This window comes from Streptomyces sp. 3211.6, from assembly GCF_003634815.1.
In the GTDB taxonomy this organism is placed as follows: Bacteria; Actinomycetota; Actinomycetes; order Streptomycetales; family Streptomycetaceae; genus Streptomyces; species Streptomyces katrae_A.
Genome location: NZ_RBXC01000001.1, coordinates 1,009,980 through 1,033,482, shown reverse-complemented (window position 1 = coordinate 1,033,482; position 23,503 = coordinate 1,009,980). Strand labels below are relative to the sequence as shown.

The window sequence follows — 23,503 nt, the reverse complement described above, 5'->3', positions numbered from 1 at the left end:
GGGGTTCCACAGCCTTCCCCAGGGTCCGGACAAGGGTTTTCCCTGTATCGGGTTCATCCCCGCGTTGCCTACTGTCTGCCCACCGGCGGTCTTCCGCACCCCGAACTGCCCCCGCACCAACCCCACATGGTGTGAAGCCGTCCGTGGAGGCGCGGATCGCCGGTACACGCAGTCGCCCAGCCCCGCCGTTGCGGCCGGGCGACGAGGAGCGCGGCGGCGACCGGGGCGGTATGACCAGCCCTCCCGGTCCCGCGGCGCCGGTTCCACCTCCCACACCGCACACACCGGCCGCTCCGGCCTGCCCGGAAACGGCCCGTAAAGGGGAACACCGTGCACGCACCCCGACGACGGCTCATATCCGTCGTGGCCATGTCCGTCACCCTCCTCGCAGGCTCCGCCACCGCCGCCGTGGCCGTGACCCCCGCGAGCGACCCGGCCGCCCATACCCTCCCGAACGCGGCGGCCCCCGCTGCCCCGGCCACCGCCCCGGTCGAGAACCTGATCGTGGGCTACAAGTCCTCCGCCCCGGAGGCCGGCTCCAACACCGCGGCCGCCGACGACGCCAGCGCCAAGGGCAAGAAGGCCGGCAAGAAGGCGAAGTTCGACCGCCGCCTGGGCACCGGAGCCGCGCTCGTCAGCCTGGGCGGTGCGACCGCCCCGGCCGACGCCGCCAAGGTGATGGACCAGTTCCGCGCCGACCCGGACGTCGCCTACGTCGAGCCCGACTCCCGCGCCTATGCGATGAGCACCCCGGACGACACCGAGTACGCCAAGCAGTGGGACCTCTTCGAGCCCACCGCCGGCATGAACGTGCCCGCCGCCTGGGACAAGACCACCGGCTCCGGCGTCACCGTCGCCGTGATCGACACCGGCTACGTGGCCCACTCCGACGTCGCCCCCAACATCGTCGCCGGCTACGACTTCATCTCCGACTCCACCGCCGCCCGCGACGGCAACGGCCGCGACAACAACCCGGCCGACCAGGGCGACTGGAGCGCCGCCGGCGAGTGCGGCACCGGCTCCAAGGCCAGCGACTCCTCCTGGCACGGCACCCACGTGGCCGGCACCATCGCCGCCGCCACCAACAACGGCAAGGGCGTCGCCGGCATCGCGTACAACGCGAAGATCCAGCCCGTCCGCGTCCTCGGCAAGTGCGGCGGCGCCACCTCGGACATCGTCGACGCCATCACGTGGGCCTCGGGCGGCACCGTCGCGGGCATCCCGGCGAACGCCACCCCCGCCAAGGTCATCAACATGAGCCTCGGTGGCTCCGGCACCTGCAGCGCCAGCTACCAGAACGCCATCAACGCCGCCGTCGCCCGCGGCACCACCGTCGTCGTGGCCGCCGGCAACAGCAACGCCGACGCGAGCTCCTTCACCCCGGCCAGCTGCAACAACGTCATCACCGTGGCCGCCACCAACCGCACCGGCGACCGCTCCTTCTACTCCAACTACGGCGCCAAGGTGGACGTCTCCGCCCCCGGCGGTGAGACCCGCCGCGCCACCGACACCCCCGGCACCGTCACCACGCCGGAGAACGGCATCCTCTCCACCCTGAACAACGGCACCACCACCCCCGGCGCGGAGATCTACAAGCCGTACCAGGGAACCAGCATGGCCGCCCCGCACATCGCCGGCCTCGCCGCGCTCCTCGTGGCCGCCAAGCCCTCCCTCACCCCGGCGCAGGTCGAGGCCGCCATCAAGGCGGGCGCCCGCCCGCTGGCCGGCACCTGCACCGGCGGCTGCGGCGCCGGCCTCGCCGACGCGGCCGCGACCGTCAACGCCGTGACCTCCACCCCCAGCACGCCGTTCTTCGAGAACACCGCGGACTTCGCGATCGGCGACAACACCACGGTGGAGAGCCCGATCACCGTCAGCGGTGTGACCGGCAACGCCCCGGCCGCCCTCAAGGTCGGAGTGAACATCGTCCACACCTACATCGGTGACCTGAAGGTCGACCTGGTCGCCCCCGACGGCACCGTGTACACCCTGCACAACCGGGCCGGCGGCAGCACCGCCAACATCAACCAGACCTACACCGTCGACGCCTCCTCCGAGGTCGCCAACGGCACCTGGAAGCTCCGCGTGAACGACAACGCGGCCGGCGACACCGGCAAGATCGACTCCTGGAGCCTCGGCTTCTGATCCCCGCCGGACCCCACGCACCACTGCCCGGTCCGGACGCCCGCCGGAGTCCCCCACCTCCGGCCTGACGGGGCGATAGTACGGACCAACCCAGCCCGTGGACCTGCCGATACCTCCCGTACCGGCAGGTCCGCGGCGCATTCCTGTCGCCCGACTGAATTCTGCGTCACAATCCGGGTCCGCCGGGGGGCGGACCTCGTATTGTCGCCTCTCACAGGAAGGGCAGGACCGGGGAGCGAAGGGCTGGTGGCTGTGCGTGGCGGCGACGGGGCACGCTGACACCAACGTCGGACACGGCGTACTCATCGAGGCCGTCGGCCGCGCGCTGACCACGCACGGCCGCGCCGTCCTCACCGGCCCCGCCGGAGCCGGCAAGACCGAGGTGGCCCACGCCGTCGCGGCCGCCGCCGAAGCCCGCCGCGAGACCGTCCTGCGACTCGCCCCCGAAGCCGCCGACCGGCACATACCCGAGGCCTGCGCCGCCGCCCTCCTCGCCCGGGTCCCCCGCCCCGTCCTCGACCGCCTCGCCGGACCCCAGCGCACCGCCATCGCCCTCCTGCGCCGCGAGACCGACGCACCCCGCGCCGGACGCGACCACGTCGCCCTGCGCCTGGCCCTCGCCGAGGTCCTGCGCACCCTCGCCGCCCCCGGACCCCTCCTGCTCCTCGTCGACAACGCCCAGTGGCTCGACGCCGAGAGCGCCGACCTGCTCCGCTTCGCCCTGCGCCTGACCCCGCCCCGGGTGCGGGTGCTCGTCGCCGAACGCGCCCAGGACGGCGCCCCCGCCGCCGAAACCCTCTGCGGCCCCGGCGCCCCCGCCGTCCGCGTCCCCGCCCTCGGCGCCGACGAGGTCGCCGAACTGCTGCTCCGCCACGGCCTCCCCGCCCGCCTCGCCGGCCGCATCCACCAGGCCAGCGGCGGCAACCCCCGCCTCGCCCTCGCCCTCGGCCACTCCCTCGCCGAAGCCGCCGGGAGCCAGGGCGGCTGCGCCCACCACGCCGACCCCCTGCCCGTCTCCGGCCAGGCCCGCGAGGTCGCCCGCCGGCTCCTCGCCGAAGCCCCCGCCCGGACCCGCCCCACGCTGCTGCTCGCCGCCCTCGCCACCCGCCCCACCACCGCCCTGCTGCGCCGCGCCGGCCGCCCCGACGCCGAAGCGGAACTCGCGGAGGCCGAACGGGCCGCCCTGGTCACCGTCGGCGAGGACGGAGCCGTCTCCTTCACCGCCGGCGCCCTGCCCACCGCCCTGGCCGCCGACGCGGGCTGGCCCGAACGCTCCGCCGGGCACGCCGCCCTCGCCGCCGCCGTCGGCGACCCCGTCCAGGCCGTACGCCACCGCGCCCTCGCCATCGACGCCCCCGACGCGGAACTCGCCGCCGAGATCACCCGCGCCGCCGACGCCTGCCGCCGCCGCGGCCAGCGGGCCCTGGCCGCCGAACTCGGGCTGCTCGCCGCCGAGCGCACCCCGGCGGACCTGCCCGCCGAAGAACTCGCCCGGCTCGTCGCGGCCGCCGAGGACGCCGGCTGGGCCGGCCGCGCCGACCTCGCCCGCCGCGCCACCCGCGCCGTCCTCGCCCGGGACGCCTCACCCGCCCAGCGGGTACGGGCCCGGCTCGCCGTGATCGACGCCGCCGGGCAGGCCCTGGCCGCCCTCGACGAGACCTTCGCCTTCGCCTGCGCCGAGGCCGACGCCGCCGACGACCCCTCCCTGCTGGCCGCCGTACAGCTGCGCATCGCCTGGAAGCACAACCTCAGTGACGGGGACCCCGTCCGCTCCCGGGACGCCGCGGCCGAGGCCGGGGCCCTCGCCAAGGCCGGGGGAGACCAGGTCGCCGAAGCCATGGCCCTGACCGTACGGGCCCGTATGGGACGCATCCTCGCCGACCCCGACGCCGAGGACATCCTGGCCGAGGCCCTTGCCCTGCCCGCCCCCGAGGTCCCCCTCGGCATGCGCAACGCCCCCCAGTACCTCGCCGTCCGCCACGCCCTCTTCGACGACCGGCTCGCCGACGCCCGCAGCCGGCTCCTCGTCCTGCTGCCCGCCGTCCAGCGCACCGGCTCCGCCGAGGACGTCTTCGAGGTGCTGCGCAGCCTCACCGAGGTCGAACTGCGGCGCGGGGCCTGCGTCCTGGGCGCCGCGCACGCCCGCCGCGCCCTGGAACTGACCATCGAGGCGGGCCTCTCCCCGGGACCCGCCTGGTACGTCGCCGCCACCGCCGAGGCGGCCGGCGGCAGCTTCGCGCGGGCTGCCGCCTACGCCCGCCGCGGCATCCGCGCCTCCGAGGAGGAACACGACCAGGTCTTCCTCTCCCGGGGCCTCTACGCCCTCGGCACCGTCGAACTGGCCACCGGCGAGGCCGCCAAGGCGGTGGCCACCCTGCGCCGGGTCGCCGAGCTGGAGGAGGCCCAGCAGGTGGTGGACCCCTCCATCCTGCGCTGGCACGGGGAGCTCGCCGAGGCCCTGGTCGCCGCCGACGACCCGGCCGGGGCCGTAGCCCTCCTCGATGCGGTGACCCCCGTCGCCCGCGCCCTGGGACGCACCCCCGTGCTCGCCGCCCTGGACCGGGCCCGGGGGCTCGCGCTGTCGGCGCAGGGCGAACCGGAGCCCGCCGTCGCCCTGCTCCAGGCCACCGTCCAGCGCTTCGAGGCCCTGGGACTGCCCCTGGAGCGGGGCCGTACGCTGCTCGCGCTGGCCCGGGTGGAACGCCGGCGCCGCCGCCGGGCGCCGGCCCGGGCCGCGCTGCGGGACGCCGCCGAGGTGTTCGAACGGGCCGGGGCGCAGCCGTGGCTCGCCCTGGCCCGGGAGAACGCCCCCGAGACCTGCGTCCCGCACCCGGGGGCGGCGGCGCTGACCGACGCCGAGGCCCGCCTCGCCCTGCTGGTCGGCGGGGGCGCCAGCAACCAGGAGGCGGCCGCGAAGCTGTTCCTCAGCGTCAAGACCGTCGAAGCCCGGCTCACCCGGATCTACCAGAAGCTCGACGTCCGCTCCCGGGCCCAGCTGGCCACCGCGCTGCGGGGCCACTGAAGGGGTCAGCAGCTCAGGCCGGCCCCCGGGGCGACGCCCAGCAGCCGGGTGAAGGCCTGGTACTTGTCCACCCGGCTCTGCACCTGCGCCGGGTTGCCGCCGTTGCACTCCAGGGCCCCGTTGATGGAGCGGATGGTCTCGCCGAAGCCCGCTCCGTTGACCATGGCCGCGTGCGCGGTCATCGTGCCGGGGCCGTTCTGGGAGTTCCAGTACCAGAGCGCCGTCTTCATCGCGACGGCCGGGTCCTGCTCGACGAGGTAGGGGTTGGCGAGCAGGTTGATGCCGAGGGCGTCGCCGGCGGCCTTGTAGTTGAAGTTCCAGCTGAGCTGGATGGGGCCGCGGCCGTAGTACGCCGCCTGGCCGGCCGGGCAACCGTAGGGCTGGGAGGCGTCGCAGTAGTGCGGGTAGTTGGCGGTGTTCTGCTCGACGATGTACACCAGCCCGCCGGTCTCGTGCGAGACGTTCGCGAGGAAGGCCGCCGCCTCGCGCCGCTTGACGGTGTCGTCCCCGGTGTGGGCGAACGCGGGGTATGCGGAGAGCGCCGCGACCAGGCCGTTGTAGGTGGAGAAGGGGTTGCGGTCCGGGAACATCTGGTTGAACTGGGCCTCGCTGACCACGAACCCGGACGGGTTCCCGGTCCCCGGGGTCTCGCCCTGTCAAGGTCTAGGCCGTGTTTTAGAAATGGGCTTGTCGCTCGCCCTGCGCCGTGATGATCGTGGTGTGGGGCGAGGGGATCTTTCTGATGGTCAGTGGGCCGTGCTGGAACCACTGCTGCCGGTCGCGGTGTTGGGGCGGCCGCCGTTGGGCCGGCGGAGGCTGATCGACGGGATTCGGTGGCGGGTGCGGACTGGTGCTCCGTGGAGGGATCTCCCGTCGGAGTACGGGCCGTGGCAGACGGTCTATGGGCTCTTCCGCCGCTGGCAGCGTGACGGCACCTGGCCTGCACTGCTGACCAGGCTGCAAGCCCGCGCGGATGAGGCAGGGCTGATCACGTGGGAGGTCAACGTCGACTCCACGATCTGCCGGGCCCATCAGCACGCCGCGGGTGCCCGCCGCGACGGACAGGCCCAGAAGGAACCGCCCGGCGGGACCCGCGCCGAGCCGGAAGACCACGGACTGGGTCGGTCCCGGGGCGGTTTCACCACGAAGATCCATCTAGCCTGCGAGCAAGGTCAACGGCCGCTGTCGTTGCTGGTCACCGCAGGTCAGCGTGGTGACAGCCCTCAGTTCGCCGCCGTGCTGGAAGGCATCCGGGTTCCCCGCACCGGACCGGGCCGTCCTCGTGTCCGCCCGCTGCGGGTGCGGGGCGACAAGGCGTATTCCTCCCGCGCCAACCGGGCCTACCTGCGAAAACGGGGAATCCGCTGTACCATCCCAGAGCCCGCCGACCAGGTCGCGAACCGCAAGCGGCGGGGGAAGGCCGGCGGGCGGCCTCCGGCCTTCGACCGTGAGGACTACAAGGCTCGGCACGCGGTCGAGTGTGGGATCAATCGGCTCAAGCGCAACCGGGCGGTGGCCACCCGGTTCGACAAGCTCGCGGTCCGCTTCGAGGCAACCGTCCTGATCGCCGCCATCGGTGAATGGCTGTGACTGGCCTGGGCCGTCGGTCCGCATGCCATGCTGACCGCGGCCAGGGCGAACAACGCGAGGGAGAAGCAGCGATGGGGGCCCAGTACTACGGCGCCGACAGCGAGAACGGCGACCGCATCGACGACCCCTCTGAGGACGCGCTGTTCATGATGGTCAGCGACCTCAACGACTCCGACAACACCTTCGTGGTCGTCCAGCCCGACGAGGACGACCCCGTCTGGTTCGCCTCCGTGGCCGTCCTGGACGAAGGCGGCTACGAGTTCGTCCGCCGCGATACCACCCGCAACGAGCACGAGGTCACCACAGCGACCAGCATCAACGACATCGCCCGCGACCTCACCGTCTGAATGGCCGCCCGCGACTTCCCCGGACGGCCAACCAGGCAGGTCGGCGAGTTCTAAAACACGGCCTAGACCAAACTTCATGTGCGGCGCGGAGAAACGCCGGAGCGGCGTGGCGACCGCGTCGCCACGCCGCTCCGGAACCGCTGGATCAGCTGCCGGCCGACACGTTCCCGGACAGGATCGGGATGTTGGACAGGATGTGCGAAAGGGTCTCGTCACCCTTGGCCTGGGTGGAGTTCTCGGTGCACTGCTGGTTCTGCGGGTTGGAGGCGATCGCGATGTCCTGGATGCCGACGTTGACCGCGGAGAGCACGGACTGGACGTTGACCTTGGCCGGCAGGGCGACGCAGGCCTTGTTCAGCGAGCCCTGGATCGCGCTGAGCTGGGGGCTCATCGCCCCCGAGGTCTCCTGGTTGCCGTAGATCTGCTGCGAGCCGTTGCCGTTGACGGTGTTGACGCCGTTGTCGTTGCCGATCGCCATCGCCGGGGAGGCCGCGAGGGCGCCCGTGCCCAGGATGGAGGCGGTGACCGCAGCGGTGGCCATGAACTTCTTGAGCATTGGTGATCCTTCTGTCGCATGAGCTGTCCCCGGCGGGACGTCTGGATCAACTGCGCCCGGCGCCAGGGGTTATCGCCCGTCACCCGAGCGGCCCAACGGCCCGTCCGGAACGGATGCTCGGACGGCTGCTCAGACGGGCGGCGCGGGAGCTTCGGCGCCGCCCCCCTCGCGGATCGCCCGCAGTGCCGCGATGTGCAGTGCGTAGGGGTCGCCGTGCGCCGCCGGGCTGCCGGTGAGGGTGTACCACTCGGCAGCGTCGGTGTACTGCACCTCGAAACGGACCGTGCCGTCGGGGCCGCCGGTGGTGCGCAGCGTCAGCGGGCCCGTGATGACGCCGACCTCGTCGGTCATGGCCCCGCCGGGGCCGGCGAGGACCTCGTCCTGCCACTGGTACTGGCGGGGGCCGGTCATGCGGCGCAGGTGTCGATCATGGTGGTCAGCATGGCCCTCTCGGCTTCGGTGACGGTCAGCCCGTAATGGGATTTGACGGTGGTCCAGGCGCGCCCGTACTGGCACCAGCTCGACTTGTCCGAGGGCTGCCACAGGTCGGGGCTCTGGTCGCCCTTGGAGCGGTTGGAGGCGGCCGAGACCGCCAGCAGCTGGGGGCGCGTCAGGTCGTTGGCGAAGGCCTTGCGCTTGGCCGCGTCCCACGCTGCCGCGCCCGAGCGCCAGGCCTCGGCGAGCGGGACCATGTGGTCGATGTCCAGCTTCGACGCCTCGTTGACGGTGACCCCGTCGTACAGGCTCTTCCAGCTGCCCTTCACGGCCCGGCACTCGAAGTCGCGGGCGACGTCCTTGCCGTCGCGCTGGAGGACGACCTCGCGGGTGTCGCACTTGTCGCCCTGCTCGGCCCAGTGCGTGAACTTGTCGCGACTGTACCCGGCCATCGTGCCGGGCCTGCCCGTCGGCAGGGCCGCCAGCTGGGCGCGCGCGACGGCCGCGCCCACCATGCCGGGCAGCACGTCGCCCGGGGCCGGCTTGGCGTCACCGGCCGGGGGCGCGGAGGAGGCGGACGGTGCGGGGCTCGCGCTCGCGGCCGGCCCGTCCGGGGCCTTCCCGTCCCCCTGGCCCTTCGGGCCGCCGCACCCGCTCAGCCCGAGCAGCAGCACCGCGGCCACCGCCCCGGCGCGCACCCCTGTCTGACGACCCATGACAACCCACCCCGCCCTGACGGAACCCGCACACCGACCCGGGAAGACTACCCATAACCGGACAACCAACCCCGCACCGGCCCCGGGACGCGGCGCCGCGCCCCCCGCCCCTGTTCACCCGCCGTGCCAGATCCTCCGGTACGCCTCCCGGTAGCCCTTCGGGTCCCAGGACGCGGCCCCGCCGCTGTTGCCGGCCGTCACCACGTGGACCGGGGCGACGTAACCGCTGGCGGGCCGCCCGGCGAAGGCGCGGTTGAACTCGTCGACGGCCTGCCACCCCTGCTGGGACAGCGGTTCGGGGACGGTGGCCGCCTGGAACCCGTGGCTGTTGATCCGCTGGAAGGCGGACGGGTCCCCGTCGCCCGCACCGATGTTGAAGGGCGGCCCCCCGCCCGGGCGTCCGGCGGCGCGCAGCGCGGGGGCGGCGTCGGCGAAGTACAGGTCGTTGATGGCGACGGAGTCGGTCCACCGGTCCCCGAAGCGCGCCAGGAGCGAGGAGACCTCCTGGGGGGTGCGCTGCCCGGCGTCCGGGATGGGGATGTTCTCCGTGGCGAGCACGTCCACGCCCGGGCAGCCGGCGAGCCGCCGTCCGATCAGCTCCGCCTTGGTGCGGGCGAAGGGGATGGAGTCGTCGGTGAAGACGACCACTCCGGCCGCGCCGCCGGAGCGCGCGATGACCCAGTCCGCGCTGATCCCCGCCACCTCCTCCACCCTGGTGGTGATGTTGGTGAACAGCCGGGGCTCCGTGCTCGGGCCGGGGGAGCCGACCGCGTGCCAGCCGATCAGCGTGATGCCCTGGGCCTGCGCGTGCGCCGTCTGCTGCTCCGTCAGCCGCGGGTCGAAGCCGCCGATGACGATGCCCGAGGGCCGCAGGGTGACCGCCTGGCTGAGCGCGGCCTGGATGCCCGCCGGGCTGCCGTCCCCGTCGATCACCCGGACCTGCCAGCCGATGGCGGCGGCGGCCTCCCGGACCCCTTCGGCGACCCCGGCCACCCCGGGGTTGGTCATGGTCTGGGCGACGTAGACCAGGGACTTGCCGGGGACCGCCGCGGGGCCGGTGGTGGGCCCGTTCCAGCCGGTGTCCGTCTGCTCGGCCCGCCGGACCGCCTCCTTCGCCCGGGCGAGCGCGGCCGGGCAGCGGGCGCCCGGGGCGGTGGCCGAGGGGTGCGCGGAGCCGCCGCCCCCGCAGCCCGCTGCGAGGGCGGCGGCGGCCCACAGGGCCGCGGCCGCGAGGAGGCGTTTGCGGTTCGGGTACACGGTGCTCCTGATCAGGGATGCGCGGGGGGCTGGTGGTGCGCGGGTGGCCGGGGGGAGCCGTCATCGGCGGGAGGGGCGGGACCGGCCGCCGCGGGGCGGGCGCGCAGCCGTCGCCGCGCCGCGTACCCGGCCAGGCCGACGGCCAGCAGCAGCGTCCCGCCGTTGAACAGCGGGGTGGCCCAGAAGTCGGCGCCGAGCTGGCCGATCCCGGCGAGCCCGACGGCGAGCACCCCGACCGCCACCAGGGTCCCGGGTGCGTTGGCCCGGCCGGGTCTGACGGTGGTGGAGCCCAGCAGGGCGCCGACGAACGCGGGCAGCAGGTAGTCCAGTCCGACGCTCGGGTTCCCGGTCTGCTGCTGGGCGGCGAGCAGTACCCCGGCCACCCCCGTGACCAGGCCCGAGGTGGCGAACGCCCAGACCGAGTACCGGCGGGTGGGGATCCCCAGGACGGCGGCGGCACGGGGGTTGGAGCCGGTGACGTACAGGTACCGGCCGAAGGGCAGCCGTTCCAGCACCGCCCACAGCAGCACGGCGGCGGCCAGCACGTAGAACGCCGGCAGCGGCAGACCGAGGAACGTGGTGTCGTACAGGGCGGTGAAGGAGGGCGGCAGTCCCTGCGGGCCGGGCACGATGCGGCTGCCCTCGGTGAGCCATCCGGTGAAGGCGTACATGATGCTGCCGGTGCCCAGCGTGGCGATGAAGGAGTCGATCCGGGCGAACTCGACGACGATCCCGTTGACCGCGCCGGCCAGCGCTCCGCCCGCGACCACGGCCAGGCAGGCCAGTGCCCAGGGCGTGCCCGTGTCGACGACGAGGTGCATCACCAGGACGTGGGCCAGGCCCAGACCGTAGCCGAGGGACAGGTCGAACTTCCCGGTGGCGATCGGGACCGTGGCCCCCAGGGCGAGCAGGGCGGGGATCGACTGGTTGGACAGGATCGAGGACACGTTCTCCCGGGTGGGGAAGGTGTCCGGCAGGGCGAGGGAGAACGCCAGGAAGAGCAGGAGGCCCAGGGCCGGCAGGCCGTAGCTGCCGACGACGTGCCCGCGCGGGGACCAGCCGCTCACGGAGCCCCCGCAGGTCCGGTGATCGCGGGCATGGCCGAGGCGGTGCGGGTGAGTCCGGCCGGGGTCAGGCGGGCGCCGGACAGCTCGGCCGCCACCGATCCGCGGACGAAGACCAGCGCGCGGTGGCAGAGGTCCGCGACCTCCTCGAAGTCGGTGGACACCAGCAGGACCGCCGTCCCGTCGGCGGCCGCCCCGTCGAGCATCCGGTGGACCGCGGCCTTGGCGCCCACGTCCACGCTCGCGGTCGGCTCCTCCAGGACCAGCAGCCGCGGGTGCCCGCGCAGCCACCGGGCCAGGACGACCTTCTGCTGGTTGCCGCCCGACAGGGTGGCCACGGGCACTTCGGTGTCCCGGGGGCGCACCGCGAACCGTTCGGCCAGCGCGGCCGCCTCGCGCCGCTCGCGCCGGGGCCCCAGCCAGCGCCAGGCCGGCACCCCGGCCGCCCTCGGGTTGGCCAGGAGGTTCTCCCGGACCGTCAGATCGGGGGCGCAGCCCTCCTCCTGGCGGTCGGCGGCCACGAAGCCCACGCCCCGGCGCACCGCCCCGGCCGGTCCGCGCGGCCGGTACGGCCGCCCGTCGAGCAGGACCCGCCCGCCGGACAGCGGCAGCACCCCGGCGAGGGCGCGGCCCAGGTGCGCGTGGCCGGCGCCGGTCAGCCCCACCATGCCCAGGATCTCCCCGGCCGCCAGCTCCAGGCTGACGGGCCCGCCGCCTTCGGTGCTCACGGCGTCCAGGCGCAGGACGGGGGGCCTCCCGGGCGGCGGCGCGGTGCGGGCCGGGCGCCGGGGTCCGGCCGGGGCGCCGCCCGTGATGTCCCGGACCAGCCGGCCGGGGTCGTATCCGGCGAGGGGCCCCCGGGCGGCCGTGCGTCCGTCGCGCAGGACGGCGAAGCAGTCGGCGACCCGGTGGACCTCGTCGAGCCGGTGGGTGACGTAGAGGATGCCGTGGCCCCGGTCGCGCAGGGCGTGCAGGACGTCGAAGAGGCGGGCGCAGTCGGCGGCGGGGAGGGTGGCGGTGGGCTCGTCGAGGACGAGGAGGCGGGTGTCGCGCGCGACGGCCCGGGCGATGGCCACCAGGGAGCGTTCGGCGGGGGCGAGGGAGGCGACGCGGGCGGCGGGGTCCAGATGGCCGGCGACGGCCGCGAGGGCGTCGGCGCACCGCTCCCGGGTGCGCCGCCAGGAGATCAGGCCGAGGCGGCGCGGGTAGCCGGTGCCCAGGGCGGTGTTCTCGGCGACGGTCATCCAGTCGACCAGGCCGGGGTCCTGGTGGATGAAGGACATCGCCGCGCGGGCGGCTCCGGAGCCGAGCGGGTGCCCGGCGACGCTCACCTCGCCCGCGTCGGCCCGGTGGACCCCGGCGAGCACCTTGATGAGCGTGGACTTGCCGGCGCCGTTGGGGCCGAGGAGCGCGAGGACGCTGCCGGCGTTCAGGTCGAGGTCCACCCCGTCCAGGGCGAGGGTGCCGCCGAACCGTTTGCGCAGACCCCGGATCCGCACGAGCGGCTCCGTGTCCGGGTGCGGTGGGGCGTCGTACTCGTCATGGGCGTCGTGCACGGGACGTCTCCGGGGCCGGCCTCGGACCCCCGCACGGGAGGGCGGGACAGGGGGATGCTACTGGCCGTCGGTGCTCATTCCGGGGTACGACGGACGTTATGCGGCATCCAGGGCGCATTCGGCCCAGATCACCTTGCCCCGCGGGGTGTAGCGGGTGCCCCAGGCCTGGGCCAGCTGGGCGACGAGGAACAGGCCGCGGCCGCCCTCGTCCGTGCTGGCCGCCCGCCGCAGGTGGGGGGCGGTGCTGCCGCCGTCGGAGACCTCGCAGATCAGGTTGCGGTCGCGGATGAGGCGGACCCGGATCGGCTCGCCCCCGTAGCGGATGGCGTTGGTGACCAGCTCGCTCAGCAGCAGTTCGGCCGCGAACGCGAGCTCCTCCAGCCCCCATTCGGCCAGCCGCCGGGTGGCGGCGGCGCGGACGTCGCAGACCCTGGCGGGGTCCGCCGGCAGTTCCCAGTCGGCGATCCGCTCGGCGGGCAGGGTGTGGGCGCGGGCGACGAGGAGGGCGATGTCGTCGTCGGGGTGTTCGGGGGCCATGGCGTCCATGACGGCCCGGCAGGTGTCCTCGGGGGCCCGGTCCGGGTGGGCGAGGACGCTCCGCAGCCGGTCGAGGGAGACGTCGATGTCGCGGTGCCGGTCCTCCACGAGGCCGTCGGTGTAGAGGACCAGCGTGCTGTCCTCGGGCAGCTCGAACTCGGCCGTCTCGAAGGGCAGTCCGCCCAGGCCCAGCGGGGGACCGGCGGGCAGGTCGGGGAAGGTCACGGCGCCGTCGGGGTGGACCAGGGCCGGCGGGAGGTGGCCCGCCCGGGCCATGGTGCACAGCCGCGTGGTGGGGTCGTAGACCGCGTACAGGCAGGTGGCCCCGACGACACCCGTGCTGCCCGGGGCCTCGTCGCCGCCCTCCTCCCGGTCCAGGCGGACCAGGAGGTTGTCCAGGTGGGTGAGGAGCTCGTCGGGGGCGAGCTCCAGTTCGGCGAAGGTGCGGGCGGCGGTCCGCAGCCGGCCCATCGTGGCGGCGGCGTGCAGTCCGTGGCCGACGACGTCGCCGACGAGGAGGGCGACCCGGGTGCCGGAGAGCGGGATGACGTCGAACCAGTCGCCGCCGACCCCGGACTCGGCGGGCAGGTAGCGGTGGGCGACCTCGACGGCGCCCTGTTCGGGCAGGCCGCGCGGCAGGAGGCTGCGCTGGAGGGCCAGGGCCAGGTTGTGCTCCCGGGTGTAGCGGCGGGCGTTGTCGATGCACAGGGCGGCGCGGGCGGCGAGCTCCCCGGCGAGCCGGGTGTCGTCGTCCCCGAACGGGGCCGGGTCCTGGGAGCGGTAGAAGCTCGCGATGCCCAGCAGCACCCCGCGGGCCAGCAGCGGGACGACGATGAGGGAGTGCACCCCGTGCTCCAGGAGCCGGCGGGCCCGTTCCGGGTTCTGGGCGATCCAGCCGGCCGCGGAGCCCAGCTCGGGCTCCAGGACGGGGTGCCCGCCGGTCAGGCAGCGCATGTGCGGGGTGCCGGGGAGCAGCCGCACGTGCTGCCCGGCCGGGTAGAAGGGGCAGTCGTCGCGGATGCCGTGGACCACCGTGCGGTGCAGCTCGGCCCCCGGGTCGGCGGACTCCTCGCCGTGCAGGACGGACTCGGGCAGGTCGACGGTGACGTAGTCGGCCAGCCGGGGGACGGCCGTCTCGGCGAGTTCCAGGGCGGTGCGGGCCACGTCCAGGGTGGTGCCGATGAGGCTGCTGGCCTCCGCCAGCAGTTCCAGGCGCCGCCGGGCCGCGACGGCGTACTTGCCGACCTCGGGCTCGCCGACCAGCACCAGGCCGCGGAACGCGTCCGGCGGCCGGGACGGAGACGCGGACGGGGACGCGGACGGGGCGTGGGGGCCGGGCGGGCCGGCGCCGATGACGGCCTCGACGACCATGCCGTCCACCCCGGTGCCGCTGGTGAGCGGGCGGCTGAGCAGGGTGGCCTCGCCGCCGTGGGGGAGGGCCACGCCGAAGGCGCCCCGGCGGGCCGAGGAGATCAGCTCGGTGGCCCGCTCCCTGAGGACCGCCCGGTCGTGCGGGTCCAGGCCCGGTGCGGCGGGGCCGGGCGGCACCGCCGTCCCGTCCGCCGCGCCGGGCCCGGCCGGGGCCGTCCCGGCGAGCCGTTCGGCGTCGAGGTAGGTGTGCAGCAGGCCGCGCTCGCGCTCGGCGCTCTGGGCCATCAGCCGCCGCTCGATCGTGCCGACCGCGCGGCCCAGCAGGACCGGCAGGTCCGGGTGCTCGTAGGCGTAGGGGTAGCCGAAGCAGAGCACGCCGACGATGTGCCCGCTGAGCTGGTCGCGGATGGGAGCGGCGCAACAGGCGTTCGACTGGGCGCGCTCGGCGAAGTGCTCGGCCCGGTAGACCTGCACGGGCCGGCGTTCGGCCAGTGCGAGGCCGATGCCGTTGGTTCCGCCGTACCGCTCGGCGAAGACGAAGCCCGGCTGGCTCTGGATGGGGGGCAGGCTCCGGACCAGGGAGGGCTCGCCGAAGCGGCGCTGCAGCACCATGCCGTCCGCGTCGGTCACCGAGATGTTCATCCGGCTGCCGGAGAACCGCTGCTGTAGCTCGTCGAGGACCGGTCCGGCGGCCCGGACGAGCCGGCTGTCGGGATCGAAGTCCTCCCGGTAGGGGAGATCGGACTCGTCGGGGGAGAGCCCCAGCAGCCGGCAGCGCAGCCAGGAGTTCAGAATGGGCCCGCGCACCGTGTCCTCCACCGGCTCGCCCCCCAGGAAGCGCTCACGGGAGCGTGCCGGGCCGGTCTGGTCTCCCGTGACCCCCATCTGCATCACTTCCCTGCCGGGGTGAACCCGGCCGCTTAGGGATGATCGCCGTGGTCCGTGCCGTGTGCTCTGGTCCGTGCGGTGAAACGTCAATCAGTGCGTTTCGAGTATATTCCGGGTGTTTTCCCCCTTCACAGGACGGCGACCGGATTGACCGGCGACCCCGTCCCGCCCGGCACGTTCAGGGGCGTCACGACGAGCAGGAACGCGTACCGTCCGGTTCCGGCGCAGGCGGCGGACAGCCCCTCCAGGTCCAGGTTGTCCAGCAGGGGCACCCCCATGGCCGTGAGCGCGAGGGTGTGGACCGGGGAGTGCACGCCCTCGACCGGCGAGGGGCGCAGGTCGCCGTCCCCGTCCGAGCCCAGCAGACTGATCCCCCGCTCGGCGAGCAGGGGCACCGCGTCCACGTGGAATCCCGCGCTCGCCGCGTCGAGGTCCCACGGGCCCAGCTCCCGGCGGCGCCGGAAGCGGCCCGTGCGCAGCAGCACCGCGCAGCCCTCGTCGATCTGCGCGCCGAGCGCCCGTTCCGCGGCCAGCACGTCGCCCGCCCGCACCGCCCGCCCGGGCTCCAGCCAGCCGGCCCCCAGGACGGCGGGCAGGTCCAGCAGCACGCCCTTGGTGACGAGCGGCCCCAGGGCGGCCACCGAGCCGAAGCGGGCGCCGCCCGAGCCGACGGAGTCGCGGGCCGGGCGGCCCCCGTAGAGCTCCCCCCGGTAGGCGATGTGGCACAGGGCGTCGAGGTGGCTGACGGACTTGCCGTGGTAGTCGGCGCCGAGGAAGTCCTTGTGGGCGGTCGGCTCCGGGGACTCCACGTCGCCCAGGTCGGTCATGTGGTGCAGGGCCGGCCGAGGGTTGTCCGGGGCGGGCCGGGTGTCCCACGGGCGCCCGAGCGGCACCGTCGCACCGTCGCGGACCAGGGCCGCCGCCCGCCGCACATGGCCGGGGGTGACCCGGTTCCAGGCGCCCCGGGCGGCCGGGTCCCAGCGGCCCCAGGTGCGGACCTCGGCGAACAGGGCGTCGAACTCCTCCCGGGAGACCCGGGGGACCTGGGCGGGGTCGGTGCTCATGCGGGGGGCGCTCCGGTGTCGCGGGGGCCGGCGGCGGGCCGTTTCCGCATCCCTACCCCCTGCGCCGGGCCCCCGGACGGCGGTCCGGCGCGACGCGCCGCACGAAGTGGCGGCCGTACGCCCGGGCGGGGCAGGCTGGACACATGAGAGCGCCCTGGCGCTCGCCCCCGGGACCGGGAGCCGGCGGCCACCACCAGATCCTCTTCGCCCTCGCGCAGGCACTCCCCTTCGCGGTCGCCCTCGTGGTGCTCGTCGTCGAACTCACTCCCGCGCACGCCGTGTACTCCGGCCCGCTGCTGGTCGCCACCCCCGCCCTCGCTGCGGTGGCCCTCGGCCCCGCGGGCACGCTCGCGGCGGCCGGACTGGCCCTCGCGGTCAGCGTCGTCACCGCCACGTACAACCACGCCTGGGGCGGCCAGCAGGTCTACACCAACCTCCTGGCCCTCGTCCTCGTGACCACGGCCAGCGTCATGACCAGCCGCACCGTCCGGACCCGCCGGGACCACGAGCTGGGACAGGTCCGCCGGATCGCCGAGGCCGCCCAGGAGGTCCTGCTGCGGCCCGTGCCCGCCCGGCTGGGTCCCGTACGGGCCGCCAGCATGTACCTGGCCGCCGAGACGGGCGCGCAGATCGGCGGCGACCTCTACGACGCCGTCCAGACCCGGTACGGGATCCGGCTGATCGTCGGGGACGTCCGCGGCAAGGGACTGCCGGCCGTGCGCGCCGCCGCCGTCGTCCTGGGCGCCTTCCGGGAATCCGTGCACTACGAGGACGACCTGGTGGAGGTCGTCCGGCACTGCGGGGCGGCCCTGCGCCGGGACGCCGCCACCCCGGGCGCGGGCCTGGCCCAGGGGGACGACGTCCTCCTGGAGGGCTTCGTGACCGCGCTGGTGGCCCAGGTCCCCGACACCCTCGACGTCCAGGTCGTCAACCGGGGCCACCCGCCCCCGCTGCTGCTGCACACCGACGGGGTCATCGAGGCCCGCGACGGCGACAACGCCTTCTTCGACCTGGCCGGGGCCATGGAGAAGCTGTGCGACCGCACCCGGCAGTCCTTCCTGGAGGGCCTGCGCCAGGCCCTGCTGCGCCATGCGCGGGGCCGCCTGGCCGACGACGTGGCGGTCGTCCTGGTCGACCGGGTCGGCTGAGCGCCGCTTTTATCCGCCGACCGCGGCCCTGTCAAGTCCCGACTTTCCGGAACGTGACCCTGCCGTGCCCGCTGGGGCTTACTTGAGGAGCGGAAAGGAAACGAGGAAACAGGAAAGAGAAGGAAATCCTCCAGAAGGAATTCCCGATCGATCCCCTCACCGCACCGCCCCGAAATTGCGGGGCACCCCGATAAATATCAGGCACAGTCAGGAGAAAGTCATGAACCGCAAGTTTGACACCACCGGCACCGTTCGTCCGACGCGCAGGGGATTCCGTCTCGCCACTCTGGCGGCCGCGGCGGCCATCGTCACCGGAGGCGTCGTTCTCCCGGCCTCGACGGCCATGGCGGCCCCCACTCCGTCCCACGTGGTCACCGCCCTCCCCCACGGCGGCGGCAAGGGCGGGGACGGCGGCGACGGCGGCGGCGGCCTGATCGGCGGCGGCGGTGGCTCCGGCGGCTCCGGCGGCGGCAGCGTCTTCGGCACCGGAGGCGACGGCGGCAAGGGCGGCAACGGCGGCAACGGCGTCCTCTCCGGCGGTGGCGGCGGCGGTGGCGGCGGTGGCGGCGACGGCGTCATCGGCGGTAACGGCGGCGGCGGCGGCAAGGGCGGCTCCGGCCTCTTCGGCGGGAACGGCGGCGGCGGCGGCAGCGGCGGCGACGGCATCCTCAAGGGCGGCAACGGCGGCAAGGGCGGCGGCGGCGGGTTCGGCGTCTTCCAGGGCGGCAACGGCGGCAAGGGCGGCACCGGCGGCCTCGGCATCTTCGGCGGCCTCGGCGGCGGCGGTGGCGCCGGCGGCGGAAGCATCTTCTGACCGGCCCCGGCATGACGGGGTGGAGGCCCTCGGGCCTCCACCCCCCCACCCCCCCCCGATCCCATCCCATCCTCTGACTCGAACGTTCTCTGAACGGAGAAACCCCCATGTTCACGATCCCCTTCCAGCGTCCGCTCATCCTGGCCGCGGCCTCCCTGGCCCTCGTCACCGGTACGGCCTGCGCCGCGCAGGCGGCGGTGTCCCACACCCCGGCGGCCACCAGCGCCTCGGCCCCCGGCCTGCAGACCTCGGACTGCGTCCTGGGCGGCGCGGGCGGCGCGGGCGGCGAAGGCGGAAAGGGCGGCGAGGGCGGCAAGGGCGGTCAGCCCGGCCAGCCGGGCGAGCCCGGCAAGCCCGGCGGAACGGCTTGCCTCGGCTTCGGCGACCTGCCCGACAAGCCCAAGTCGGAGCTGACGGTGGTGGACAAGGTGCGCATCGTGCTCACGGTGATGGCCGCCGACGACTCCAAGGCGATGAAGGACAAGATCGCCGACAAGTACAAGATCACCACCGAGCAGATCGACACCTGGAAGAAGCAGTACCTCGACGGAGACTGGTTCGCCCTGATGAGCGGCTCCGCCGGCTGATCAGTCGAGGCGGGCGAGCCGAAACGGAAAGGCTCCCGGGCGCCCCGGCCCGAAACGGCCGGGGCGCCCTGCGCATCCCGATGGAAAAAGACTTCTCAGCCGTAGCGGAAACCGTTCCCCAGCAAGGAAGAAATGCCATGCGTGTACGTTCTTGGAAGCTTCGTCTCGGTCTCGTCGTCTCCACCACCCTCCTCGGCGCCGGAGCCCTCGCACCGATCGCCTCCGCCGCCCCGGCCGCCCCGGCGGTCCAGCCGGCCCAGGTCCTCGCACACCACGGCTCCGGCTCCGGCAGCCCGGTCGGGAAGATCTTCGGCGGCTCCGGCACCGGCACCGGCGGGGTCAAGATCGGCAACGGCAGCGTCCGCGTCGGCGACAACGTCTGCGCCGGCCGCTGCAACGGCACCGTCAACGGCACCAACGGAAGCAACGGCGGCGTCTGCGCCGGCCTCTGCAACGGCAGCGCCAACGGCGGAGACGGCACCACCGGAACGGCCGGCGGCAACGGCACCGACGGCGGCAAGGGCGGCATCTGCGCCGGCGTCTGCCGCGGCAGCGCCAACGGCGGCAACGGCGGCAACGGCGGCGACGCCCCTCCCGGGGGCGACGGCGGCGACGGCGGCCGGGGCGGCAACGGCGGCATCTGCATCGGCGTCGGCTGCGAGAGCAGCGGGTCCGGCGGCCGCGGCGGCAACGGCGGCTCCGACTGACCCCGGGCCGAAGCACCCTCGGACGTCCTCCGGAGCACCCGCCCCGGAGGACGTCCCGTGCGTAGGGCGCCCCCCGACGACGAGGGGCACCCCGGAGCACCACTCGATAGACTTTCGATGACGAAGAGCGGCCCGCCGCGCCCCCAGCGCGACCGCGGCGGCCGGGTGAGGGCGGCGCCTGATGGGCACGGCATCCAATCTGCACCTGTACGCGGGCCGGGCCTCCGGGCTCATCGGCCGGCAGATCGCCGGCTACCTGGTCGAGCGCATGATCGGCCGCGGTGGCATGGCCGTCGTCTACCAGGCCAGGGACCTGCGGCTGGATCGCACGGTCGCGCTCAAGCTGATCGCCCCCGAACGCGCCCGCGACGAGACCTTCCGGCGCCGCTTCACCCACGAATCACGGGTGGCCGCCTCCATCGACCACCCCCACATCGTGCCCGTCTTCGAAGCCGGCGAGACCGACGGCGTCCTCTACATCGCCATGCGCTACGTCGCCGGCCTGGACCTGCGGGCCCTGCTGGACCGGGAGGGACCGCTCCCCGTCGCCACCGCCCTGCGGATCGTCGGCCAGCTGGCCTCCGCGCTCGACGCGGCCCACCGCCACGACCTCGTCCACCGGGACGTCAAGCCCGGCAACGTCCTGGTCGCCGCGGGCACCGACAGCGACCACCCCGAGCACATCTACCTCACCGACTTCGGACTCACGAAGAAGGCGCTGTCACCCACCGGTTTCACCACCGCCGGGGAGTTCGTCGGCACGGTCGACTACATGGCACCCGAGCAGATCTCCGGCCGCCCGGTGGACGGCAGGTGCGACCTCTACAGCCTGGCCTGCGTGGTCTACGAAACCCTCGCGGGCGGGCCGCCCTTCGGACGCGACACCGATCCGACCGCGCTGCTGTGGGCGCACCAGTACGACCAGCCCCCGCCGCTCACCGGGAAACGGCCGGACATCGCGCCCGCCGTCGACGAGGTGCTGGCCAAGGGCCTGGCGAAGGTGCCCGAGGACCGCTACGACACCTGCCTGGAGTTCGTCGCCGCCCTGCGCGCCGCCACCGGCACCCCCGCCCGCCGCGTCGACGCCGAGCCCGGGCCCGGGCACCCGCCCACCGAGGTCTGCGTGATCCCCGAGCCGCCGCAGGAGCCCCCGGCCTGGGCCCTGCCCGTCTTCCGCGCACAGCACGACGGCCCGTACGGCGCGATGCCGTACGGGCCGTAGGGCCGGGAGACCGGGGGGGCCGGTGCCCTGTGGGTCAGAGGCCCAGCGAGATGGCCAGGCGGGTCAGCTCGGCCGTGGTGTTGACACCGAACTTGGCGCGGATGCGGCGCAGGTAGGCGTCGACGGTGTGCTTGGAGAGACCCATGTGCCGGGCGGCCTGGAGGTAGGTGCACCCGGCGGCGATGTGGCGCAGCGCCTCCTGCTCACGCGGGGCGAGAGAGGTGGAGGCCGAGTTCGAGGTCGAGGGGGCTTCGACGTGCTCCAGGACGAGGGTGAGGCTCATGGGATTTCCTCCGCCGTGTCGGCTCGGTCATCGCTGCTGCTCACACCCTTGGAAGCAGAGGGACATATATCGGAATGTCGCTGTATGTCCCTGTTAAAGAGCTTGCGGGCGCCACTTCATGGAGTTGTCCGTCGACTGTCACAGCCGCGTCACAGGGAACCGGAACACGGAACCCGGAGCCGCACCACCCCCTCCCTCAGAACCCCACGAGGGACTGCTCGGCCCAGATGGTCTTGCCGGTGGGGGCGTGCCGCGTGCCCCAGCGCTCGGCCAGCTGGGCCACCAGCAGCAGCCCCCGCCCTCCCTCGTCGAAGGTCCGGGCCCGCCGCATGTGCGGGGCCGTACTGCTCGCGTCGGAGACCTCGCAGATCAGCGTGTCGTTCTCGTGGATCAGGCGCAGCTGGATGGGCGGCCGGCCGTAGCGGATGGCATTGGTGACCAGCTCGCTCACCACCAGCTCGGCGACGAACGAGGCCTCGTCCAGCTCCCACGCCGTCAGCTGCTCGGTGGTGTACCGGCGGGCGTCGGCGACGACCGAGGGATCCGACGGCAGGTCCCACACCACCACCTTGTCGGTGTGCAGGGCCCGGGTCCGGGCCACCAGCAGCGCCACGTCGTCCTCGGGACGGCGGGTCAGCAGCGCCGTCAGCACCCGGTCGCACACCGTGTCCAGCGCCGCGGCGGGCTTGGTCAGCGCGGAGAACAGGGTGTCCAGGGCCTCGTCCAGGTCGCGCTCCCGGATCTGGAGCAGCCCGTCGGTGTACAGGGCGAGCAGACTGCCCTCGGGCAGCTCCACCTCGATCGTCTCGAACGGCAGGCCCCCCAGCCCGAGCGGCGGCCCGGCCGGCACGTCGAGCAGGTACACCGAACCCTCCGGGGACACCACGGCCGGCGGCGGGTGCCCGGCCCGGGCCACGGTGCAGAGCCGGGTCACCGGGTCGTAGACCACGTACAGGCAGGTCGTCCCGATGCCCCCCGCGGACTCCTCGGGCGCGTCCGGATCGGCCTCGTCGGCGGACAGGTGGATGATCAGGTCGTCCAGGTGGGTCAGCAGCTCGTCGGGCGGCAGGTCCACGTCCGCGAGGGTGCGCACGGCCGTCCGCAGCCGGCCCATGGTCGCGGAGGCCCGGATGCCGTGCCCGACCACGTCCCCCACCACCAGCGCCACCCGCGCCCCGGACAGCGGGATCACGTCGAACCAGTCGCCGCCCACACCGGCCTCACCGCCCGCGGGCAGGTAACGGGTGGCGATCTCCAGCGCCCCCTGCTGGGGCAGCGTGTGCGGGAGCAGGCTGCGCTGCAGCGTCATCGTGGTGGTGTGCTCGCGGTGCTCCCGGCCGGGCCCGTCCGGCGGCGCGGCGCCCTCGGCCGGCCGGTCGGTCAGTTCCTCGGCCAGCCGCAGGTGCTCGGGGTGCGGGGCGTGCTCGGCCGAACCGCGGTCGTGCGCGGCCAGGCACACCGCCCGCACCCGCCCGTCCCGGTCGCGCAGCGCGGCCAGCGAGGTCTCCCAGCCGTGCTCGGACCCCTCGCCCGTCAGGGGGACGAACGCGGTCAGCTGCTGCGGCTCGCCGGTCTCGACGACCAGGCGCATCCGGCGTTCCGTCTCGTCGCTCACCGGGTCCGGGGCGATCTCCGGCAGCCGCAGCCCGCGCATCTGCTCCTCGGTGAGGGAGAGGGTGCGCTGCATGCCCGTGTTGGCCCGCTGCAGCCGCAGGTCCGCGTCGAAGACCGCCAGGAAACAGGGCGACTGGGCGAACGCCCACTCGTTCAGCGGAGCCTCCCAGGACGGCTCGGCCGCGCCCGGCACCGCGGACACCACCGTCCACTTGACGGTCCCGCCCGTCGACGTCCACCGGTGCGCGAGCAACGGCACCTCCACGCGCCGCCCGTCCCGGTGCCGCAGCGCCACCGTGCCGTTCCACCGGTCCCGCCCCGGCCCGGTCTCCCAGACGGCCCCGCCGTCCTCGGCCAGCAGCCGGGCCGCGGGCTGCCCCACGACCTCGGAGGAGGCGTATCCGAGCAGCCGGCGGGCGCCTGCGCCCCACTCGGTCACGACGCCGTCCTCGGCGATGGTGGCCGTGGCGGTGTACGCCGCCCCGGCGGAGCCGCTCGTCTCCTGCGGCCGATCACCGGGAAAGGTGGGAAGTTGCGCCATCGCCGCTCATCTCGCCCTCGCTAGTCCGGCCAGGGTGCT

General features: G+C 74.4%; 19 protein-coding genes and 1 pseudogene. 9 read left to right on the top strand and 11 right to left on the bottom strand.

Going from position 1 to position 23,503, the window contains the following annotated elements; translation table 11 throughout:
* The first annotated feature begins 369 nt into the window (after positions 1-369).
* A complete protein-coding gene (locus tag BX286_RS04910; RefSeq protein WP_187344273.1) occupies positions 370-2,145 on the top strand; it encodes a S8 family serine peptidase in 1,776 nt (591 codons plus the stop codon).
* Between the two features lie 256 nt (positions 2,146-2,401).
* Positions 2,402-5,167, top strand: coding sequence for a helix-turn-helix transcriptional regulator (locus BX286_RS04905; protein ID WP_187344094.1), 2,766 nt, complete (start codon positions 2,402-2,404; stop codon positions 5,165-5,167).
* 5 nt (positions 5,168-5,172) lie between these two features.
* Here BX286_RS04905 and BX286_RS04900 read toward each other — a convergent pair.
* A pseudogene (locus BX286_RS04900) lies at positions 5,173-5,814 on the bottom strand (chitinase); the annotation flags it as partial.
* 34 nt (positions 5,815-5,848) lie between these two features.
* On the opposite strand from BX286_RS04900, the gene BX286_RS04895 reads away from it, so the two are divergent.
* A complete protein-coding gene (locus tag BX286_RS04895; RefSeq protein ID WP_398897937.1) occupies positions 5,849-6,757 on the top strand; it encodes an IS5 family transposase in 909 nt (302 codons plus the stop codon).
* A 71-nt stretch (positions 6,758-6,828) separates the two neighbouring features.
* A complete protein-coding gene (locus BX286_RS04890; RefSeq protein ID WP_121014619.1) occupies positions 6,829-7,104 on the top strand; it encodes a hypothetical protein in 276 nt (91 codons plus the stop codon).
* 145 nt (positions 7,105-7,249) lie between these two features.
* Here the strand turns inward: BX286_RS04890 and BX286_RS04885 are convergent, their stop codons facing one another.
* The 8 genes from BX286_RS04885 to BX286_RS04850 form a co-directional block, all read right to left on the bottom strand.
* A complete protein-coding gene (locus tag BX286_RS04885; RefSeq protein WP_079424110.1) occupies positions 7,250-7,660 on the bottom strand; it encodes a rodlin in 411 nt (136 codons plus the stop codon).
* Positions 7,661-7,789: 129 nt separating this feature from the next.
* Positions 7,790-8,071 (bottom strand): hypothetical protein, encoded by a 282-nt coding sequence (locus BX286_RS04880; protein ID WP_100864732.1) that lies wholly within the window; start codon positions 8,069-8,071, stop codon positions 7,790-7,792.
* Positions 8,068-8,811 carry an HNH endonuclease family protein gene (locus tag BX286_RS04875; RefSeq protein WP_261993360.1) on the bottom strand — a complete coding sequence of 248 codons (744 nt, stop codon included), beginning with the start codon at positions 8,809-8,811 and terminating at the stop codon, positions 8,068-8,070. The genes BX286_RS04880 and BX286_RS04875 overlap by 4 nt, the downstream gene beginning before the upstream one ends.
* Positions 8,812-8,925: 114 nt before the next feature.
* Positions 8,926-10,068 (bottom strand): substrate-binding domain-containing protein, encoded by a 1,143-nt coding sequence (locus tag BX286_RS04870; protein WP_079424106.1) that lies wholly within the window; start codon positions 10,066-10,068, stop codon positions 8,926-8,928.
* A gap of 11 nt (positions 10,069-10,079) precedes the next feature.
* Positions 10,080-11,135 carry an ABC transporter permease gene (locus BX286_RS04865; protein WP_121014618.1) on the bottom strand — a complete coding sequence of 352 codons (1,056 nt, stop codon included), beginning with the start codon at positions 11,133-11,135 and terminating at the stop codon, positions 10,080-10,082.
* Complete coding sequence (locus tag BX286_RS04860; protein ID WP_079424104.1) at positions 11,132-12,688, bottom strand: sugar ABC transporter ATP-binding protein; 1,557 nt, start codon at positions 12,686-12,688, stop codon at positions 11,132-11,134. The genes BX286_RS04865 and BX286_RS04860 overlap by 4 nt, the downstream gene beginning before the upstream one ends.
* A 96-nt stretch (positions 12,689-12,784) precedes the next feature.
* A complete protein-coding gene (locus tag BX286_RS04855; protein WP_121017565.1) occupies positions 12,785-15,481 on the bottom strand; it encodes a SpoIIE family protein phosphatase in 2,697 nt (898 codons plus the stop codon).
* 131 nt (positions 15,482-15,612) lie between these two features.
* Positions 15,613-16,548 carry a cyclase family protein gene (locus BX286_RS04850; protein ID WP_079424102.1) on the bottom strand — a complete coding sequence of 312 codons (936 nt, stop codon included), beginning with the start codon at positions 16,546-16,548 and terminating at the stop codon, positions 15,613-15,615.
* 143 nt (positions 16,549-16,691) lie between these two features.
* Between BX286_RS04850 and BX286_RS04845 the strand changes: the two genes are divergently transcribed.
* From BX286_RS04845 to BX286_RS04825, 5 genes are all read left to right on the top strand, one after another.
* The gene (locus BX286_RS04845; RefSeq protein WP_121014617.1) at positions 16,692-17,696 is read left to right on the top strand and encodes a PP2C family protein-serine/threonine phosphatase; all 1,005 of its coding nucleotides are present in this window, start codon (positions 16,692-16,694) and stop codon (positions 17,694-17,696) included.
* Positions 17,697-17,916: 220 nt separating this feature from the next.
* Positions 17,917-18,510, top strand: a complete 594-nt coding sequence (locus BX286_RS36405; RefSeq protein ID WP_159036889.1) for a hypothetical protein — start codon at positions 17,917-17,919, stop codon at positions 18,508-18,510.
* 107 nt (positions 18,511-18,617) lie between these two features.
* The gene (locus BX286_RS04835) at positions 18,618-19,097 is read left to right on the top strand and encodes a hypothetical protein (RefSeq protein ID WP_121014616.1); all 480 of its coding nucleotides are present in this window, start codon (positions 18,618-18,620) and stop codon (positions 19,095-19,097) included.
* Positions 19,098-19,234: 137 nt separating this feature from the next.
* Complete coding sequence (locus tag BX286_RS04830) at positions 19,235-19,804, top strand: hypothetical protein (RefSeq protein WP_100864728.1); 570 nt, start codon at positions 19,235-19,237, stop codon at positions 19,802-19,804.
* 181 nt (positions 19,805-19,985) lie between these two features.
* Positions 19,986-21,026 carry a serine/threonine-protein kinase gene (locus tag BX286_RS04825; protein WP_079424098.1) on the top strand — a complete coding sequence of 347 codons (1,041 nt, stop codon included), beginning with the start codon at positions 19,986-19,988 and terminating at the stop codon, positions 21,024-21,026.
* A 34-nt stretch (positions 21,027-21,060) separates the two neighbouring features.
* Here the strand turns inward: BX286_RS04825 and BX286_RS04820 are convergent, their stop codons facing one another.
* Together BX286_RS04820 and BX286_RS04815 are read right to left on the bottom strand one after the other, a co-directional pair.
* Positions 21,061-21,309 carry a response regulator transcription factor gene (locus tag BX286_RS04820; protein ID WP_079424096.1) on the bottom strand — a complete coding sequence of 83 codons (249 nt, stop codon included), beginning with the start codon at positions 21,307-21,309 and terminating at the stop codon, positions 21,061-21,063.
* A 196-nt stretch (positions 21,310-21,505) separates the two neighbouring features.
* Positions 21,506-23,464 carry a SpoIIE family protein phosphatase gene (locus tag BX286_RS04815; RefSeq protein WP_121014615.1) on the bottom strand — a complete coding sequence of 653 codons (1,959 nt, stop codon included), beginning with the start codon at positions 23,462-23,464 and terminating at the stop codon, positions 21,506-21,508.
* Positions 23,465-23,503: the final 39 nt, after the last annotated feature.

Bases quoted from the DNA above. Each gene is read 5' to 3' on its own strand.
- BX286_RS04910 (WP_187344273.1), top strand. From the start codon at position 370: ATGTCCGTCACCCTCCTCGCAGGCTCCGCCACCGCCGCCGTGGCCGTG.
- BX286_RS04895 (WP_398897937.1), top strand. From the start codon at position 5,849: ATGGGCTTGTCGCTCGCCCTGCGCCGTGATGATCGTGGTGTGGGGCGA.
- BX286_RS04890 (WP_121014619.1), top strand. From the start codon at position 6,829: ATGGGGGCCCAGTACTACGGCGCCGACAGCGAGAACGGCGACCGCATC.
- BX286_RS04885 (WP_079424110.1), bottom strand. From the start codon at position 7,660: ATGCTCAAGAAGTTCATGGCCACCGCTGCGGTCACCGCCTCCATCCTG.
- BX286_RS04880 (WP_100864732.1), bottom strand. From the start codon at position 8,071: ATGACCGGCCCCCGCCAGTACCAGTGGCAGGACGAGGTCCTCGCCGGC.
- BX286_RS04875 (WP_261993360.1), bottom strand. From the start codon at position 8,811: ATGGGTCGTCAGACAGGGGTGCGCGCCGGGGCGGTGGCCGCGGTGCTG.
- BX286_RS04855 (WP_121017565.1), bottom strand. From the start codon at position 15,481: ATGGGGGTCACGGGAGACCAGACCGGCCCGGCACGCTCCCGTGAGCGC.
- BX286_RS04850 (WP_079424102.1), bottom strand. From the start codon at position 16,548: ATGAGCACCGACCCCGCCCAGGTCCCCCGGGTCTCCCGGGAGGAGTTC.
- BX286_RS04845 (WP_121014617.1), top strand. From the start codon at position 16,692: ATGAGAGCGCCCTGGCGCTCGCCCCCGGGACCGGGAGCCGGCGGCCAC.
- BX286_RS36405 (WP_159036889.1), top strand. From the start codon at position 17,917: ATGAACCGCAAGTTTGACACCACCGGCACCGTTCGTCCGACGCGCAGG.
- BX286_RS04835 (WP_121014616.1), top strand. From the start codon at position 18,618: ATGTTCACGATCCCCTTCCAGCGTCCGCTCATCCTGGCCGCGGCCTCC.
- BX286_RS04830 (WP_100864728.1), top strand. From the start codon at position 19,235: ATGCGTGTACGTTCTTGGAAGCTTCGTCTCGGTCTCGTCGTCTCCACC.
- BX286_RS04825 (WP_079424098.1), top strand. From the start codon at position 19,986: ATGGGCACGGCATCCAATCTGCACCTGTACGCGGGCCGGGCCTCCGGG.
- BX286_RS04820 (WP_079424096.1), bottom strand. From the start codon at position 21,309: ATGAGCCTCACCCTCGTCCTGGAGCACGTCGAAGCCCCCTCGACCTCG.
- BX286_RS04815 (WP_121014615.1), bottom strand. From the start codon at position 23,464: ATGGCGCAACTTCCCACCTTTCCCGGTGATCGGCCGCAGGAGACGAGC.